This is a genomic window from Xanthomonas sp. DAR33341 (genome assembly GCF_003992815.1).
Classification (GTDB): domain Bacteria; phylum Pseudomonadota; class Gammaproteobacteria; order Xanthomonadales; family Xanthomonadaceae; genus Xanthomonas; species Xanthomonas cissicola.
Map to the genome: position 1 here is coordinate 68,070 of NZ_QEYV01000010.1, position 17,375 is coordinate 85,444.

General features: G+C 65.6%; 18 protein-coding genes and 1 pseudogene. 13 read left to right on the forward strand and 6 right to left on the reverse strand.

Translation table 11 applies throughout. The features are described 5' to 3' along the window. The first annotated feature begins 99 nt into the window (after positions 1–99). Both EO156_RS00815 and EO156_RS00820 read left to right on the forward strand, forming a co-directional pair. Positions 100–723: a hypothetical protein gene (locus EO156_RS00815; RefSeq protein ID WP_016850614.1), complete on the forward strand. Its 624-nt coding sequence runs from the start codon at positions 100–102 to the stop codon at positions 721–723. Between the two features lie 92 nt (positions 724–815). Next, complete coding sequence (locus EO156_RS00820; protein WP_016850613.1) at positions 816–2,045, forward strand: MFS transporter; 1,230 nt, start codon at positions 816–818, stop codon at positions 2,043–2,045. A gap of 348 nt (positions 2,046–2,393) precedes the next feature. Here EO156_RS00820 and EO156_RS00825 read toward each other — a convergent pair whose 3' ends face one another. Beyond that, positions 2,394–2,870: a tRNA (cytidine(34)-2'-O)-methyltransferase gene (locus EO156_RS00825; RefSeq protein WP_003488348.1), complete on the reverse strand. Its 477-nt coding sequence runs from the start codon at positions 2,868–2,870 to the stop codon at positions 2,394–2,396. A 26-nt stretch (positions 2,871–2,896) separates the two neighbouring features. Beyond that, positions 2,897–3,358 carry a hypothetical protein gene (locus EO156_RS00830; RefSeq protein WP_029827833.1) on the reverse strand — a complete coding sequence of 154 codons (462 nt, stop codon included), beginning with the start codon at positions 3,356–3,358 and terminating at the stop codon, positions 2,897–2,899. A gap of 386 nt (positions 3,359–3,744) precedes the next feature. Between EO156_RS00830 and EO156_RS00835 the strand changes: the two genes are divergently transcribed. The 4 genes from EO156_RS00835 (at position 3,745) to EO156_RS00850 (ending at position 7,482) form a co-directional block, all read left to right on the forward strand. Next, a complete protein-coding gene (locus EO156_RS00835; RefSeq protein ID WP_003488921.1) occupies positions 3,745–4,065 on the forward strand; it encodes a DUF4156 domain-containing protein in 321 nt (106 codons plus the stop codon). 101 nt (positions 4,066–4,166) lie between these two features. Then, entirely contained in the window at positions 4,167–5,183 is a 1,017-nt protein-coding gene (locus EO156_RS00840) for a 3-oxoacyl-ACP synthase III (protein WP_005912222.1), read from the forward strand. A 111-nt stretch (positions 5,184–5,294) separates the two neighbouring features. After that, positions 5,295–6,464 carry a Fic family protein gene (locus EO156_RS00845; protein ID WP_003488925.1) on the forward strand — a complete coding sequence of 390 codons (1,170 nt, stop codon included), beginning with the start codon at positions 5,295–5,297 and terminating at the stop codon, positions 6,462–6,464. A 115-nt stretch (positions 6,465–6,579) separates the two neighbouring features. Then, the gene (locus EO156_RS00850) at positions 6,580–7,482 is read left to right on the forward strand and encodes an alpha/beta fold hydrolase (protein WP_016849672.1); all 903 of its coding nucleotides are present in this window, start codon (positions 6,580–6,582) and stop codon (positions 7,480–7,482) included. 154 nt (positions 7,483–7,636) lie between these two features. Here EO156_RS00850 and EO156_RS00855 read toward each other — a convergent pair whose 3' ends face one another. Continuing rightward, positions 7,637–8,020 (reverse strand): YkgJ family cysteine cluster protein, encoded by a 384-nt coding sequence (locus tag EO156_RS00855; protein WP_016849671.1) that lies wholly within the window; start codon positions 8,018–8,020, stop codon positions 7,637–7,639. 322 nt (positions 8,021–8,342) lie between these two features. On the opposite strand from EO156_RS00855, the gene oleC reads away from it, so the two are divergent. From oleC to EO156_RS00870, 3 genes are all read left to right on the forward strand, one after another. Continuing rightward, positions 8,343–10,004 (forward strand): olefin beta-lactone synthetase, encoded by a 1,662-nt coding sequence (gene oleC / locus EO156_RS00860; RefSeq protein WP_026006950.1) that lies wholly within the window; start codon positions 8,343–8,345, stop codon positions 10,002–10,004. A 230-nt stretch (positions 10,005–10,234) separates the two neighbouring features. Next, complete coding sequence (gene oleD / locus EO156_RS00865) at positions 10,235–11,245, forward strand: 2-alkyl-3-oxoalkanoate reductase (RefSeq protein ID WP_005912231.1); 1,011 nt, start codon at positions 10,235–10,237, stop codon at positions 11,243–11,245. Positions 11,246–11,309: 64 nt separating this feature from the next. Next, the gene (locus EO156_RS00870; RefSeq protein ID WP_003468167.1) at positions 11,310–11,468 is read left to right on the forward strand and encodes a DUF1328 domain-containing protein; all 159 of its coding nucleotides are present in this window, start codon (positions 11,310–11,312) and stop codon (positions 11,466–11,468) included. A gap of 84 nt (positions 11,469–11,552) precedes the next feature. Here EO156_RS00870 and EO156_RS00875 read toward each other — a convergent pair. The 3 genes and pseudogenes from EO156_RS00875 to ddlA all read right to left on the reverse strand — a co-directional run. After that, positions 11,553–11,773, reverse strand: a pseudogene (locus EO156_RS00875) (hypothetical protein); the annotation flags it as partial. 27 nt (positions 11,774–11,800) lie between these two features. After that, positions 11,801–12,085: an acetyltransferase gene (locus tag EO156_RS24250; protein ID WP_164735851.1), complete on the reverse strand. Its 285-nt coding sequence runs from the start codon at positions 12,083–12,085 to the stop codon at positions 11,801–11,803. Beyond that, positions 12,066–13,169: a D-alanine--D-alanine ligase gene (ddlA, locus tag EO156_RS00890; protein ID WP_005912258.1), complete on the reverse strand. Its 1,104-nt coding sequence runs from the start codon at positions 13,167–13,169 to the stop codon at positions 12,066–12,068. Before ddlA ends, EO156_RS24250 begins: the two co-directional genes overlap by 20 nt. A gap of 193 nt (positions 13,170–13,362) precedes the next feature. Here ddlA and EO156_RS00895 point away from each other — a divergent pair, with 193 nt between their 5' ends. The 4 genes from EO156_RS00895 (at position 13,363) to EO156_RS00910 (ending at position 17,222) form a co-directional block, all read left to right on the forward strand. Continuing rightward, positions 13,363–14,007, forward strand: coding sequence for an SCP2 sterol-binding domain-containing protein (locus EO156_RS00895; protein WP_016849669.1), 645 nt, complete (start codon positions 13,363–13,365; stop codon positions 14,005–14,007). After that, positions 14,004–15,677 carry a ubiquinone biosynthesis regulatory protein kinase UbiB gene (ubiB, locus tag EO156_RS00900; protein ID WP_016849668.1) on the forward strand — a complete coding sequence of 558 codons (1,674 nt, stop codon included), beginning with the start codon at positions 14,004–14,006 and terminating at the stop codon, positions 15,675–15,677. Before EO156_RS00895 ends, ubiB begins: the two co-directional genes overlap by 4 nt. A gap of 9 nt (positions 15,678–15,686) precedes the next feature. Beyond that, complete coding sequence (locus tag EO156_RS00905) at positions 15,687–16,190, forward strand: cupin domain-containing protein (protein WP_003488945.1); 504 nt, start codon at positions 15,687–15,689, stop codon at positions 16,188–16,190. Positions 16,191–16,451: 261 nt separating this feature from the next. Further along, a complete protein-coding gene (locus EO156_RS00910) occupies positions 16,452–17,222 on the forward strand; it encodes a pseudouridine synthase (RefSeq protein ID WP_026006949.1) in 771 nt (256 codons plus the stop codon). Positions 17,223–17,375: the final 153 nt, after the last annotated feature.

The following is a 17,375-nucleotide window of genomic DNA, read 5'->3' on the forward strand; positions in this document are numbered from 1 at the left end:
GTACCACCCCTGTCTTGTTCGTTGGTTTCCTCCGCTGGTCACGCAGCCGCGTGGCCAGCGGCTTGACCGGCAATGCCGGTCCTTTTTCGGAGTAACACCATGCATTGGGTCGACCCTGATTTCCTCCCCGCCACCCGCGGCACCCTGGCGCGTTTCCTGCTCAACCCCAAGGCCGATATCGACGGCCTGCTGCTCACCGATGGCACCGAAGTGCACACCCCGCCGCATCTGTCCGAGGCGCTGCTGAAGGCGCTCAAGCCGGGCAGCGCGCTCACCGTGCGTGGCCTCAAGCCGCGCGACGTGGAGATGTTGGTGGCGTTGGCAATCGATCCGGAAGGTGGCAAGCGCATCCTCGATGAAGGCCCGCATGGGCCGCATGCCAAGCCCAAGCCCAAGCCCAAGCCACCCGGCAAACCGCCCAAGCCGGAAGTGGCCCAGCACAGCGGCACCATCACCCGGTTGCTGCATGGTCCGCACGGGCAGGTGCATGGCGTGCTGCTGGACGATGCGGTCACGGTGCGGTTTCCGCCGCATGCCGGTGGCGACTTCGCCAAACAGCTGGTGGTCGGCAAGCCACTGGTGGCCGAAGGCGAGACCAAGGCCACGCCGCACGGTGTACTGATCCATGCCCATGCCTTGGGTGGCAAGGCGGCGACGCTGAAGCAGATCGAGCATCCGCCGCACGGGCCCGCGCACAAACCCAAGCCCAAGCCCAAACACTAGGAGCCGGACATGCGGCCACCGCGCGCCACTGAGATGCTTGCCCCCTGGTCTGCCACGTGCGCCTTCGTGCGCGCTCGCAGTGGAGCATTGCCATGCCGATGACCAGGACCAGGCCCCGTGGCACGCGCGCGCTGGAAGCACTGCATTTCAGCGTGGCCGATGTGCAGGACGGGCTGGGGCCGTTCCTCAGCGTGTTCCTGCAATCCAAAGGCTGGTCGGTGGCGGCGATCGGCACGGTGATGAGCGTGGGCGGCATCGCCGGCATGCTCGCCACCACACCGGCCGGTGCGCTGGTCGATGCCACCCGGCGCAAACGCGCCGTGGTGGTGATCGGTTGCCTGGCGATCCTGCTGGCCACCGCCTTGATCTGGCTGCAGCCCACCTCTTCCGGCGTGGTCGCCGCACAGATCGCCTCGGCGTTGGCGGCGGCCGGCATCGGCCCGGCATTGACGGGCATTACCCTGGGGCTGGTGCACGCGCGCGGTTTCGACCATCAACTGGCGCGCAACCAGGTGGCCAACCATGCCGGCAACGTGCTGGCCGCGGTGCTGGCTGGCTGGTTGGGATGGCGTTATGGCTTTGCCGCAGTGTTCCTGCTGACCGCATTTTTCGGCGCCCTGGCGCTGGTGGCCGTGCTGGCGATTCCGGCTGCGGCCATCGACCACCGCGCAGCACGCGGTCTTGCGAGCAACGACGGTGGCGATGCGCTGAGTGGGTGGCGCGTGCTGCTGACGTGCCGCCCGTTGGCGCTGCTGGCGGTGACGCTGGGGCTGTTCCATCTGGGCAATGCGGCGATGCTGCCGCTGTACGGCATGGCGATCGTGGCGGCGCATGCCGGCGACCCGAGTGCGTTGACGGCCACCACCATCGTGGTGGCACAGGCCACGATGGTGGTGGTCGCGCTGCTGGCGATGCGCTGGATCCGTGTGCACGGGCACTGGTGGGTGCTGCTGGTGGCGTTCATGGCCCTGCCGTTGCGTGCCTTGGTGGCGGCATCGGTGATCCATGGCTGGGGCGTGTTTCCGGTGCAGATCCTCGATGGGCTCGGCGCCGGCCTGCAAAGCGTGGTGGTGCCGGCGCTGGTCGCACGCTTGTTGCAAGGCACCGGGCGCGTCAATGTCGGCCAGGGCGCGGTGATGACGGTGCAGGGCGTCGGTGCGGCACTGAGTCCGGCGTTCGGTGGCTGGTTGGCGCATGCCTTCGGTTATCGCATCGCGTTTCTGACCTTGGGTGCGATCGCGCTGCTGGCGGTGGCCTTGTGGGCCGGCTGTCGCGGCATGTTGCAGGCAGGGGCCTCCGTGCAGGCCGAGACAATGCTGTGACCGATGCGCAGTGCGCGCACGAAGGTGGCTACCGATCGCTGGCCGTTGCGGCTTGCGCGGTATCGACCGCACTGCGCCGGCGAGGGTGAGCAAGTGCGATCTGATCCGGGGCGTGTCCTGTCGGCCAGGAGGCCCGGCATACGCGCAGATGACGCGGCGCGCAGCATCGCTTCGTTAATCCGGATCGATGCAGTGTCTATCGCCGTCGAACGATGACAGCCGACACCGATGAGGCGTCTTGGCGAGATATCAGGTGCGACAGCCAGGATCTCACCGCGCATGTGGCAATGCGGCCTGGCAGCGGGCAGGTAGGCGCATGTCGTTGCGCACAGTTCCGGCTATTGCGTGCTACTGGCCGCCAGCGAAATTCCATTGCCGCCAGGCTTCGAACACCATCACCGCAACGGTGTTGGACAGATTGAGGCTGCGGTTGTCCGGGCGCATCGGCAGACGTAGCCGGTGCTGCGGCGGAATCGACTCCAGCACCTCGGCCGGTAGGCCGCGGGTTTCCGGACCGAACAAAAACGCATCGCCATCGGCGAACTGCGGTGTGTCGTAGCGCACCGTACTGCGGGTGCTCAGTGCGAATACGCGCTTGGGCGCGATCGCGGCCAGTGCGCTGGGCAGGTCGGCGTGCACCTGCAATGGTGCGTATTCGTGGTAGTCCAGGCCGGCGCGCTTGAGCTGCTTGTCGCTGAGGTCGAAGCCGAGCGGCTCGATCAGGTGCAGGCGCGCGCCGGTATTGGCGCACAAGCGAATCACATTGCCCGTATTGGGCGGAATTTCGGGCTGAAACAGGATGACATCGAGGACAGGTGCTGACATGCGCGCAAGTGTAGCTGCGCGTGCGCTTAAAGGCTGATGGCGGCGTTGACCAGCGCTTCCAGTTCGGCCGGCGAGGGCTGCAGTTGCGGCGTCGGCAGGTTCACGATGACCTGCCCCATCAGTGCACCGATGGCGCCAGCTGCCTGGCTGGAGGCGCTCTGCGCGCTGGCGGCGGCGCTGCGTACCACCAGGTCGGCACGCTGCTCGGCCGAAGGGCGCACCTGCACCGCCGCCAAGGTGACGATGCGCGGGCCGGCCTGTTCGGAGGCCAGGGCGGCCAATTGCTCGGCCGAGGGGCGCACCTGCACGGCGGCCAGGGTGTGGATGCCGCTGTCGCGTTCCAGTGTCTGCTGGGCGAGCTGGTCGGCGGCCGGGCGAACCTGCACGGTCTCCACGGTGGTCAGGTTGGTGGCCTGGGCAAAGCCGGCCAAGGTGGCGCCAGCGAACAGGGCGGTGGAGAGGGCGATGCGCAGGGTCTGGGTCTTCATGGCGAGGTCTCTTGGTGTTGTTAGGCAGTGGTGTGGTAGTAAGGTAGTACACCGTTTCGGTATGCACAAGGACTTTTGCATGACTTTTGATTTTGTTCAGCGAAAAGTCAGTTCCAGGTGCGGCCCGTGGTTGCGAAATAAAGCAGAGCAAACGGTGTGCCAACTAAAGATCATTGTTTTTGAAGGGTTTTCAGACGGGTAGAGGTGTCCGCGTCCGGACACCCGGACGCGTTGCACGGCGGCGGACATCGCGCTCGAACGGGTACCCGCGCTCAAGGCAAGGCGGTTCGGCGCGCTGAATGGGTGGATTGCGTGTGCTACCGCGCACCGGATCGCCAGCAGGCAACTGCGGCACAATCCGGCTTTCCCCACAGGTGTGATGACTTATGCGCGTGCTGATGCTGTCTGTTCTGGTTGCCACCTCCACTGCGGCGTGCACCTGGGTGCCGATCGAACAAAGCGGCAAAAGCGTGCGGGTGCTGCCCGCAGGCCCTGTGCCAGCGGGGTGTCAGCAGCAGGGCGAAGTGGTGGTGACGGTCAAGAGCAAGGTCGGCTTCTACAACCGCAACCCGCTGCGCGTGCAGGAAGAGCTGGAAACGCTGGCGCGCAACGAGGCCCCCGGCGCCAACGCCAATGCGGTGCAGGCGCAAGGCCAGCCGGCCGACGGCAGCCAGCGTTTCAACGCCTTCCGCTGCCCGCCGCGCTGAACCGTTGGGCTGGGGCGCAGGCGTTTCAAATGTAAAGATGCGGTAAAACCAGCCAGCGGCTAGACTAGCGCCCCCTCGCCTGACGCCATGGCGCTACTTCGATGCTCTTCCAGAATGTCTCCATCGCGGGACTGGCGCATGTTGATGCGCCGCACACGCTGACTTCCAAGGAAATCAACGAACGCCTGCAACCGACCTACGACCGCCTCGGGATCAAGACCGACGTGTTGGGCGACGTTGCCGGTATCCATGCACGGCGCTTGTGGGACCAGGATGTCCAGGCCTCGGACGCCGCCACCCAGGCCGCGCGCAAGGCGCTGATCGACGCCGGTATCGGCATCGAGAAGATCGGCCTGCTGGTCAACACCTCGGTGAGTCGCGACTACCTGGAGCCGTCCACGGCGTCCATCGTGTCCGGCAACCTGGGCGTGGGCGACCACTGCGTTACCTTCGACGTGGCCAACGCCTGCCTCGCCTTCATCAATGGCATGGACATCGCCGCGCGCATGCTCGAGCGCGGCGAGATCGACTATGCCTTGGTCGTGGATGGCGAAACTGCCAACCTGGTGTACGAAAAGACCCTCGAGCGCATGACCTCGCCGGACGTCACCGAGGAGGAGTTCCGCAACGAACTTGCCGCGCTGACCCTGGGGTGCGGTGCAGCAGCCATGGTCATGGCGCGTACCGAGCTGGTGCCCGACGCCCCGCGCTACAAGGGCGGCGTGACCCGCTCGGCCACCGAGTGGAACAAGCTATGCCGGGGCAACCTGGACCGCATGGTCACCGATACCCGCTTGCTGTTGATCGAAGGCATCAAGTTGGCCCAGAAGACCTTCATGGCCGCGCGCCAGGTGCTGGGTTGGGCGGTGGACGAGCTGGACCAGTTCGTCATCCATCAGGTCAGCCGCCCCCACACCGCCGCCTTCGTGAAGTCGTTCGGCATCGACCCGGCCAAGGTCATGACCATCTTCGGCGAGCACGGAAACATCGGTCCGGCCTCGGTGCCGATCGTGTTGAGCAAGCTCAAGGAGCTGGGCCGCCTGAAGAAGGGCGACCGCATCGCGCTGCTGGGCATCGGCTCGGGCTTGAATTGCTCGATGGCGGAAGTGGTTTGGTGATGCGTGGTTGCACGGCATGCCTTGCTGCATGCCGTGCAACCTCGCCGCTTAAGAAAAAAAGTGCTATCTAAGTTTCCTTGCAAGAACCATTGCTGCCTGTAAGGAAAGAAGATGCCGCATCGCACGACTGGGCATTATGTTGCCGGAGCCCTTGCCGGCAGCCGCTATCAAGCGTTCGTGCCCAGCCCACTGCCGCCGGAGCCGGCATTGGACTTCTCCCTGGTTGCGTTGGTTGCGCGCAAGGAGCTTGCCGATCAGGCATTGGGGCGATTGGATGGCATCACGCTGATGCTGCCGGACCCGGAGCTTTTCCTCTATCAGTACGTGCGCAAGGAAGCCTTGCTGTCATCCCAGATCGAGGGGACGCAATCGTCACTTTCGGATTTGCTGTTGTTCGAAATGGACGCGGCACCGGGCGTCCCCATCGACGATGTTGAGGAAGTCTCCAACTACGTTGCTGCCCTCAATCATGGTCTGCGTCGCCTGCGAGAGGACGATTTTCCGCTATCGCTGCGGTTGATCCGCGAAATGCATGCGTTGCTGCTGCAGGGTGGCCGCGGCGCCAGCAAGCAGCCCGGCGAGTTCCGTCGCAGTCAGGTATGGGTAGGAGGGGCATCGCCCGCACTCGCCCATTTCGTTCCGCCACCGCCAGATGCACTGCCCGATACGCTAGCGGCACTCGAACAGTTTCTGCATGCGTCGCAGGGCCAGATGCCCTCGTTGGTGAAAGCTGCCCTTGCGCACGTGCAGTTCGAGACCATCCATCCTTTCAGCGATGGCAACGGAAGGCTGGGACGGCTCCTGATTACCCTGATTCTGTGTAGCGAAGGTGTGCTGCGAGAGCCGAGCCTGTACCTCAGCCTGTATTTCAAGCGGCGCCGCGCCGATTACTATGACCGCCTCAACGCAGTCCGGCTCAATGGCGACTGGGAAGGGTGGCTGGGTTTCTTTCTGGACGGCGTGGCCGAAACCGCCCAGCAAGCTGTCGATACTGCACAGCGGTTGCTGGCGCTGTTGGCGCGCGATCGTGCACGCATCGCAGCGCTAGGCCAGCGAGCAGGCAATGTGGGCTTGGTGTTTGAGCAATTCGCGCGGCGTGTGGTGCTGGCGGTACCGCAGGTTGCGCCGCACCTGTCGCTGAGTGTGCCGACCATTCGCGCAGCGGTACGCACGCTGCAAGAGTTGGACATCGTCAACGAACTCACAGGCCAGCAGCGGCATCGCATCTTTGCCTATCAGGCGTATCTCGACATCCTCAGCGAAGGCGCGCAACCGCTGTGAGCGATTTCCTCGCACACCACTGTTGCAAACAGTTCAACCTTGCAGCGATGGTGAGGTGCGATGTCTTAGACGAATCGCCAGACGCATTTCAGTCCCTGCTTTACATCGAGAGATCATGAACTACCCCGGCTATCCCTTTCCCCCCAAGCGCCTTGAGGTGCGCCCCGGCGTTGCGATGTCGTATCTGGACGAAGGCCCGCGCGATGGCGAGGTGGTTGTCATGCTGCACGGCAATCCGTCGTGGAGCTATTTGTGGCGGCATCTGGTGAGCGGCCTGTCCGATCGCTACCGCTGTATCGTGCCCGATCACATCGGCATGGGGCTGTCCGACAAGCCGGACGATGCGCCCGACGCGCAGCCGCGCTATGACTACACGCTGCAATCGCGCGTGGACGATCTGGACACCTTGTTGCGGCATCTGGGCATCACCGGGCCGGTGACGCTGGCGGTGCACGATTGGGGCGGCATGATCGGTTTCAGCTGGGCGTTGTCGCATCACGCGCAGGTCAAGCGGCTGGTCATCACCAACACGGCTGCGTTCCCGCTGCCGGCGGAAAAGCCGATGCCATGGCAGATTGCGATGGGCCGGCACTGGCGGCTGGGCGAGTGGTTCATCCGCACGTTCAATGCGTTCTCGTCCGGCGCTTCATGGTTAGGCGTGTCGCGGCCGATGCCGTCGGATGTCCGCCGTGCGTATGTGGCGCCGTACAACACCTGGCGCAATCGCATCTCCACCATCCGCTTCATGCAGGACATTCCGCTGTCGCCGGCCGACAAGGGTTGGTCGCTGCTGGAGCGCTCGGCGCAGGCGCTGCCTTCGTTCGCCGATCGCCCGGCCTTCATTGCCTGGGGCCTGCGCGACATTTGCTTCGACAAACATTTCCTGGCCGGCTTTCGCAAGGCGCTGCCACAGGCCGAAGTGACCGCATTCGACGATGCCAATCACTATGTGCTGGAAGACAAGCACGAGGTGCTGGTGCCGGCGATTCGCGCGTTTCTGGAGCGCAATCGGCTGTAGCGCACTGCGCCGGCAGCAGCGTGCGGCTACGCGTCAGCTCACTGCACGCAATGACTGGAATGACTGCATCGACATCCGATGCAGCGCACCGGTCATCTCGGCCAGATGCCTGCCGAGGCTGTTGCGAGCACAACACAGGTGCTGCGCTACGGCGTTACACCGGCGGCAGCGGGTTGCGTTGCGCGTCGTCCACGCCGACCCAATCGGCATCGGTCAATGCGTGCAGGCCATGCGCCAAGCGCGATTTATCGCATTGCGCACTGCGCTGCCCGAATTCCAGCGAGGCCGGCACGGCCGCGCAGGACGACGGGCGGCGGTCGTGGATGCTGCAGCGGCTGTAGCGACCGATGTCTGCGTCCAGCGCGATACAACGCGGCTGCGATTGCGAGGTGCCGCGCATCGCCCGCTCATGCGTGCGTAGCGCCTCGGTCAGCTCGATCGGCACCCTGCCGCCCAATGCGGGATCGGCTTCGCTCCAATGGAAACTGACGCGGAAATAGGCGCAGCAGGCGCCGCAGGTAAGGCAGGGGTGTGCCATGGAATGCCGGGCCTGGCGCGGCGAAATCGCGTGGGAAGCGCGGCATTTTGACCGAACCGCGCCGCGATACAAGTAGCGTGCTGCGGTGACCGGTTAGCGATTCAGATGCGCTCCGCCACGCCCGGGTACGCGGCGCTCCGCAGGTGCCATAGCGCTCTGGCATGCGCTGCGAACGCGTTGCGGCGGTTGGGTCGGCCACTGCCGCGCATCGATGCGTCATGCCGCCGCACGATGATGAGCCGCGCTTTCGCCCGCGTCGCGCGTTGCCTTCAGGCAGCCTGCAAGCGGCCGGCGCCATCGGCGCATGGGTGATAATGCGCCGATGACGACCCTCTGCAATATCGCGGCCACCCTTCCGCAACTGGCGCGCGAGCGCCCCGACCAGATCGCCATCCGTTGCCCGGGCGGTCGCGGCGCCAATGGGTTTGCCGCCTACGATGTGACCTTGAGCTATGCCGAGCTGGATGCGCGCAGCGATGCGATTGCCGCCGGCCTGGCACGCCACGGCATCGGTCGCGGCGCGCGTGCGGTGGTGATGGTGCGGCCGTCGCCGGAATTCTTCCTGCTGATGTTCGCCTTGTTCAAGGCTGGCGCGGTACCGGTGCTGGTGGACCCCGGCATCGACAAACGTGCGCTCAAGCAGTGTCTGGACGAAGCGCAGCCGCAGGCATTTATCGGCATTGCGCTGGCGCAGCTGGCGCGTCGCCTGTTGCGCTGGGCGCGCTCGGCAACGCAGATCGTTACCGTCGGCGGACGTTACGGCTGGGGTGGAGTCACGCTGGCGCGGGTGGAGCGCGATGGCGCCGGCGCAGGCAGCCAGCTGGCCGACACCGCGCCGGACGATGTGGCGGCGATCCTGTTCACCAGCGGCTCGACCGGCGTGCCCAAGGGGGTGGTGTATCGCCACCGGCATTTCGTTGGCCAGATCGAATTGCTGCGCAACGCATTCGGCATGCAGCCCGGCGGGGTGGATCTGCCGACGTTTCCGCCGTTCGCCTTGTTCGATCCGGCGCTGGGGCTGACCTCGGTGATTCCGGACATGGACCCAACGCGCCCGGGCAGCGCCGATCCGCGTAAGTTGCACGATGCGATCAACCGCTTCGGCGTGACGCAGTTGTTCGGTTCGCCCGCCTTGATGCGCGTGCTGGCCGACTATGGGCAGCCGCTTCCCAACGTGCGCCTGGCGACTTCCGCCGGTGCGCCGGTGCCACCGGATGTGGTGGCGAAGATCCGCGCGCTGCTGCCGGCCGATGCGCAGTTCTGGACCCCGTACGGCGCCACCGAGTGCCTGCCGGTGGCCGCGATCGAAGGGCGCACCCTGGACGCCACGCGCGCCGCCACCGAGGCTGGTGCCGGCACCTGTGTGGGCCATGTCGTGCCGCCCAACCAGGTGCGCATCATCGCCATCGACGATGCGGCCATTGCCGACTGGAGCGGCGTGCGCGAGCTGGCGACCGGTGAGGTCGGCGAGATCACCGTCGCCGGGCCCACCGCCACCGATACCTATTTCAACCGTGATGCGGCCACGCGCATCGCCAAGATCCGCGAATGCTGCAGCGATGGCAGCGAGCGTGTCGTGCACCGCATGGGCGATGTCGGATATGTCGACGCCGAAGGGCGCTTGTGGTTCTGCGGGCGCAAGACCCACCGCGTGGAAGCCGCCAGCGGCCCGCTGTACACCGAACAGGTGGAGCCGGTGTTCAACGTGCATCGGCAGGTGCGGCGCACCGCGCTGGTTGGCGTAGGTGCGCCCGGACAACAGCAACCGGTGCTGTGCGTGGAGTTGCAGCCGGGGGTGTCTGCGTCGGCGTTCGCACAGGTGGAAAGCGACCTGCGCGCGCTGGGCGCTGCCCACCCGCACACCGCAGGCGTCACGCGTTTCCTGCGCCATTCCGGCTTTCCGGTCGACATCCGCCACAACGCCAAGATCGGCCGCGAAACGCTGGCGGTCTGGGCTGCGCAGCAGCTGCATAAGCGCGGCTGACAACAGGTAGCGCGCAGTGGTCAGTCGGGCGTGGAGGGGGCACTCAGAACGGCAGTGAGCGGTACATGCCGATTCCGGCAACGTCCACGCCCGACTGACGTGAGCGCAGGCATGTGTTGGCCGTTCCTGGTCGTCGACGTCCAGACTGCATGGCTACGCGTCGACGAGCAGATCGCCAAGTCGGGTGTGGCCGGCTATGGTGTCGTCCCTCAGAGGCGAGGTGTGGTGCGATGAAGGTATTGGTGACCGGTGGTGGCGGCTTTCTTGGCCAGGCGTTGTGCCGCGGCCTGCGCGCGCGTGGGCACGAGGTGGTGAGCTTCCAGCGCGGCGATTACCCGGTGCTGCAACGCCTGGGCGTGGGCCAGATTCGCGGCGACCTGGCCGACCCGCAGGCGGTGCGGCATGCCTTCGCCGGTATCGATGCGGTGTTCCACAATGCCGCCAAGGCCGGCGCATGGGGCAGTTACGACAGCTATCACCAGGCCAATGTGGTGGGTACGCAGAACGTGATCGAGGCCTGTCGCGCCAATGGCGTGCCGCGGCTGATCTATACCTCCACGCCCAGCGTCACCCATCGCGCCACCAACCCGGTGGAAGGACTCGGTGCCGATGAAGTGCCGTATGGCGACGATCTGCGCGCCGCCTACGCGGCGACCAAGGCCATTGCCGAACGTGCAGTGCTGGCCGCCAACGATGCCCAGTTGGCGACAGTGGCACTGCGACCGCGCCTGATCTGGGGGCCGGGCGACAATCATTTGTTGCCGCGCCTGGCAGCGCGTGCGCGTGCCGGGCGGCTGCGCATGGTCGGCGATGGCGGCAATCTGGTCGACAGCACGTACATCGACAACGCCGCGCAGGCGCATTTCGATGCGTTCGAACACCTTGCCGTGGGCGCTGCCTGCGCGGGCAAGGCGTACTTCATTTCCAACGGCGAACCGCTGCCGATGCGCGAGTTGCTCAATCGATTGCTGGCTGCGGTGGATGCGCCGGCGGTCACGCGCTCGCTGTCGTTCAACACCGCCTACCGCATCGGTGCGGTGTGCGAAACGCTATGGCCACTGTTGCGTCTGCCAGGCGAAGTGCCGTTGACGCGTTTTCTGGTGGAACAGCTGTGTACGCCGCATTGGTACAGCATGGAGCCGGCACGTCGCGACTTCGGCTATGTACCGCGCATCAGCATCGAAGAAGGCCTGCAACGGCTGCGATCCTCATCATCCAACGACATCGCCATCACCCGATAAAGACCGGCATATCCACAAGATACGTCTGCGCCGATTCGGCACGACAACTTCTGGATACCTTGCCATGCTGCATTACGCCATCATCTTCTTCGTCATCGCCATCATCGCTGCTGTGCTGGGCTTTAGCGGTATCGCCGGTGCGGCGACCAACATCGCCTGGATCCTGTTCGTGGTGTTCCTGATCCTGGCAGTGATCTCGATGTTCCGTCGCGGCAAGGTATAACGCTTCGCTGCGATACGTCACGGCAGCGGCGCTGCCGGTTGGCGCTCACAGGGCTCGCGTCCGCAAGGACGCGGGCCCTGTGCGTTATGGCGGAATATGACCGGGTTTTGGCTGATGACAGCTGTTTTCCAGACACCGCACATGCTTGCCATTGGCCAGCACGGCATCGCCGATCGCGCAAACTCCAGCGGCCGATGCAGCGCCATCAAGGCGGGGTTGGCCAGCATCAGATTGACCTCGCACACCAGCCGCCGCTGTCTTACTGCATGTGGCTGACGGATGAGTTCGTCATGCAGCTGCGTAGCAGATCGCGCCGACGTGCATGCGCGCCATCACGATGCGATCGACATACACAACGCGTGCAAAGCGATCAGCCATCCCCCCCCCCCGAAATTCGCAGCGGCATGAGGCGCGTCCTGGTCCAGCGCGAGCAGCAAGCCGTCAGCCGGCGCGGCGATGCGGGCATGCCAGGCCATTGCCAGCAACGCAGTGAGGCCATCGGCATCGAGCAAAGACAGTCCGTTGGAATGTGCGTTGTTGAGTGCAAGCGCCGCGTCGTGGTCGTGCGGCTTATGGCATGTAGCGGCGGCAGCGCCATCAATGCGGTTGAACCGCACTGCGCAGCAAGTGGTCGTCGGCATGCCGTTCTAGAGCGAGCTCAATCAACCGCGTGATCAGGCCGCGATAGTCCAGCCCGCTTGCTTGCCACAATTTCGGATACATGCTGATGCGGGTAAAGCCCGGCAGCGTGTTGATCTCGTTGATCACGATGCGTCCATCGGCGCACAGAAAGACATCCACGCGCGCCATACCTGCACAGTCCAGCGCTTGGTAAGCCTGCACTGCGATTTGCTGGATGCGCTGCTGGGTCCGCGCATCGATGTCGGCCGGGATCACGATCTCTGCGCCGTGTTCGCTGATGTATTTGGTCTGATACGAATAGAACGCGTCGTGCACCACCACCTCGCCGCAGACGCTGGCCTGGGGTGCGGCGTTGCCCAACACGGCGCATTCGATTTCGCGCCCGGCAATGGCCGCTTCCACCAGCACCTTGTGGTCGTAGGCCAATGCCAAGGCGAGTGCAGCGGGGAACTGGTCGGCGCTGCGCACCTGGCTGACGCCGACCGACGAGCCCTGGTTGGCCGGTTTGACGAACAGCGGCAAGCCCAACTGCGCGATCAACGCATCCACATCGGCCATTGCGGCGGTGTGGCGGTTGAAGCAGGCGAACGGCGCCACCGCCAGCCCTGCATCGCGCAACACGCGCTTGGCCATGTCCTTGTCCATCGCGACTGCCGAGCCGAGCACGCCGGAACCGACGAACGGCAGGTTGGCCATGCGCAGCAACCCCTGCAGCGAGCCGTCTTCGCCCAGGGTGCCGTGCACGATGGGAAATACCACATCGATCTGCGCCAGCGCCTGCTCCGGCTGGATCGGCCGTACCTGCTGCTGGTGCGCGCCCGGCAGCAGCGCCACGCCGCGACCGCTGCGATGCAGCGCGATGCGCGCCGGGTCGTCGGCATGCAGCAGGAAGCTGTCGGAGTTGTTGATGTGCCACTGGCCTTGCTTGTCGATACCGATCAGCAACGGCTCGAAGCGTTGCGGGTCCAGCGCATCCAGGATATTGCGCGCCGATTGCAACGAGACCTCGTGCTCGGCCGATTTGCCGCCGAAGATGAGGCCGACCCGGATCTTGCGCATTGTCTACTCCTGCCACCTGCGTGATGAGGTCGCCAGCATGCCCGCGGCAGGCGTGCCGAAGGAAGTCCTGCATGATCGACGCACGCGGCGTGGCCACAAGGCGCCCTGCCATGATCGCCACCCCAGCCTCCGGCTTGCACGTGCCACACCGCCGTCAAGCAGCTGCGACATGCAGGGGCGGTAGAATGCGGGCATGCCCGGATCACTCTTCAACTCCCTCAAGCCGCTCGCCGGCCAGGCCCTGCAGGCAGCGCTCAACCGTGCGCTGGCGCTGGACCCGGATACCCGCGACGCCCTGCTGCCGCTGGAAGGCCAGCGCATCGCGTTGACCCTGGAGGCGCCTGCGCTGGCCCTGCAGATTCGCGTGCACGAGCGCCGGTTGCTGGTCGGCCCGGTCGATCAGGCACAGGAACCCGACCTAGCGGTGCGCAGCAGCCTGGCCGGCTTGCTCGGGCAACTGCCGTTTCTGGCCAATGCACGTCGCACCGGCGCGCCGGCCGGTCGGCTTAAGGTTTCCGGCGATGCCGAACTGGCGCGCCAGCTGCAGCAACTGGCCGGCCGCTTCGACCCGGATTGGCAGTTGCCGTTCGTTGCGGTGTTCGGCGACATCCTGGGCGTGCAGATCGCCGGCGCGGTGCGCGCAGCGCTGCAGCAGGCACGGCGCAGTGCGGTGGATCTGGCGCAGAGCGCGGCCGAATTCGTCACCGAAGAATCGCGCGATGTGGTGCCGCGCGCCGAGCTCGAGGCGTTCTACGACGACGTGGACGAACTGCGCGATGACGTCGAACGGCTGGCCGCGCGCGTGAGCCGCCTGCGTGCGAGCGGAGGCGCGGCATGAAGGCGATCCTGCGGGCCAGCCGCATCGGCCGGGTGATCCTGCGCTATCGCCTGGACGCCTTGCTGGAAGGCACCCCGGCCGAGCGCTGGCTGCGTTTGGCCAAACCCTTCGTGCCGCGTGCCAGCGCCGAAATCGCCGCGCAATCGCGCGGTGCGCGGCTGCGCCTGGCGCTGCAGGAGCTGGGGCCGATCTTCGTCAAGTTCGGGCAGATTCTGTCCACCCGGCGCGATCTGATTCCGGCCGACGTGGCCGAAGAACTCACCTTGCTGCAGGACCGGGTCAAGCCATTCGATGGCCAGGCCGCGCGCCTGATCGTCGAAGCCGCACTCGGCCTGCCGGTGAGCGTGGCGTTTGCCAGCTTCGATACCGTGCCGCTGGCCTCGGCGTCCATTGCGCAGGTGCATGCAGCCACGTTGCCGCCCGATGCCAACGGCGTGCGCCGCGAAGTGGTGGTCAAGGTGCTGCGCCCGGAGATCGAGCGCCAGATCGATGCCGATATCGCGTTGCTGCACTCGCTGGCCACCTTGGTCGAGCGCACCCACCCGCGTGCCGACAAGATCCGTCCGCGCGAAGTGGTGGCCGAGATCGAAGGCACGCTGGCCGCCGAACTGGATCTGCAGCGCGAAGGCGCCAACGCCAGCGTGTTGCGCCGGTTCTGGGAAGGCTCGGACGATCTGTATGTGCCGGAAGTGATCTGGTCGCACACTGCCGAGCGCGCGCTCACGCTGGAGCGCGTGTACGGCATTCCGTCCGACGACATCGCCAAGCTCGACGCGGCCGGCATCGATCGCAAGGCGCTCGCGGCCAAAGGCGTGCGCGTGTTCTACACCCAGGTATTTCGCGACAACTTCTTCCACGCCGATGCGCACGCCGGCAACATCTGGGTCGATTCGGATCCGGAACGCCGCCTCAATCCGCGCTTCATCGCGCTGGATTTCGGCATCATGGGCCAGCTCTCGCAGGAAGATCAGTACTACCTGGCGGAGAACTTCATGGCGATCTTCCATAAGGATTACCGCCGCATGGCCGAGTTGCACGTGGAGGCTGGCTGGATGCCCAGCAACGTGCGCATCGACGAACTGGAAGCGGCAGCGCGCTCGGTGTGCGAGCCGTATTTCACCCGCCCGCTGTCGGAGATTTCGCTGGCGCAGGTGCTGATCAAATTGTTCCGCGTGGCGCAGCGGTACGAGTTGACGTTGCAGCCGCAGCTGATCCTGCTGCAGAAAACGCTGCTCAATATCGAAGGCGTGGGCCGGCAACTGGATCCCAGGCTGGATATCTGGGCGGTGGCGCGACCGGTGCTCGAACGCATCCTGCGCGAGCGTTACAGCCCGCGCCGCGTGCTGCGCGAACTGAGCAAGCGTCTGCCGGAGATCATGACCCATGCGCCGGACATGCCGCGGCTGGTGCACAGCTGGCTGAAGCAGCAGGTGGAAGGCCGCCATCAGATCGCCATCCGCTCACCCGAACTGCTTGCCCTGGACCTGAGCCTGCGCAAGCTGCAAACCCGCGTGGTGACCGCCATCACCGGCAGTGGGTTACTGGTTGTCGCGGCCGTGCTGTACGGCCTACATCCGGATGGCTGGTATCTGGGCACGGTGCCGGTGTGGAGCTGGATCAGCGGCGGCGCCGGTTCGGCCGCGCTGCTGGTCGCCTGGTTGCGGCGATAGGAGACGACCATGTCCGACGCAACCGATGCCTTGGACGCAAGCACACCGGTTGCCGGGATTGCCGCGCTGGATGCGCCACCGCGCACGCAACATTCCAGCTATCCGCCGGTGTTCGCCGCGCAGATGGGCGGCCGCCAGAAGCGCGCACTGGGCGAGGTGTTCGGGCTGCGCAACTTCGGCGTCAACCTGACCACGCTGGCGCCGGGTGCGCGCTCGGCGCTGCGGCACGGGCATTCGCAGCAGGACGAATTCGTCTACATCGTCAGCGGCGCGCCCAGCCTGATCACCAACGCCGGCGAGCAGTTGCTGCAGCCGGGCATGTGCGTTGGCTTCCGCGCCGGTGATGGCGATGCGCATTGCCTGATCAATCGCAGCCAGGCGGTGGTGACGTACCTGGAAGTGGGTGACCGCAGCCCCGGCGATTGCGTGACCTATCCGGACGATGACCTGATGCTGGTCCCCATGGCGGATGGGCAGCGCGCGTACCGGCACAAGGACGGCACGCCCTACTGAGCGCGCGGGTGGTGGTCCATCTGTTGGCTTTGAATGATGCAACACGCCACGCCACGCCACGCTACGCGCATCGCCCGCTCTGACGCTGGCGTGGTTCGGTCGCGTGAGATGCGAAGCAGCCACCCGCGCATTGGGCAGGCATCAGCTGCGTGGTAGCGCGCAGCAACCGCACCGTACGAGCGGTGCGGGCCGCAGCCGTTGCCGTGCGCGTGGCCTGGCGACGACACAGTCGTTTGTTCGCTGCGGCAGCGCGGCGATGCAGTGGCATGCGGTGTCGGCGATGCGGATAATCCGCCGGTGAGCATATCCCCCAAACATCTGCAGATTCTCTACCAGGACGATGTCCTGGCCGTCGTCGACAAACCCGCCGGCCTGATGGTCCATGACAGCAAGCTGGCGCGTGGAGAGGACGACTTCCTGGCCGACCGCCTGCGCGAGCAGCTGGGCAAGCCGATCTTTTTGGTGCACCGGCTCGACCGCGCCACCAGCGGCTGCCTGCTGTTGGCCTTCGATCGCGACAGCGCCAGTGCGCTGGGCAAGGCTTTGATGGCCGGCGAGGTGGAGAAACATTACCTCACCGTCTGTCGCGGCTGGCCGGCCGAGGAGCGCTTCATCGTCGACCATGACCTGGACGGCGGTCCGGGCAAGCCGGTCAAGAAGCCGGCAGTGACGCATTTCCAGCGTCTGGCCACCGGCGAGCTGGAGATTCCTTCCACCGGGTTCACCACCTCGCGCTACGCACTGCTGCGCTGTCAGCCGCAAACCGGCCGCTTCCGGCAGATTCGCCGGCATATGAAGCATCTGTCGCATCACATGATCGGCGACACCAGCCACGGCGACGGCCGCCACAACCGCAGTTTCCGCATGCTCGGCATCCACCGCATGTTGCTGCACGCCGAACGCCTGGAATTTCCGCATCCGGCCGATGGCAGGCGCATCGGCGTCACCGCGCCGCTGGATGTCGAATTTTCCAAGGCCTGCGCGTTGTTTGGGTGGGAGATGGCGGGGTTGGGAGTCATGCAGACGGCGTGATGTGGCGTGCCTGGTTCGCAGATCGAGACGTTTACTCAGTCTGCTAGACATCTGCGCAAACGTCCCCTCACCCCAACCCCTCTCCCGCCAGCGGGAGAGGGGCTCAAGTGCGTGGGGCGGGAGAGGCGCTCGAGCGCGCCGCCCAATGCTCGC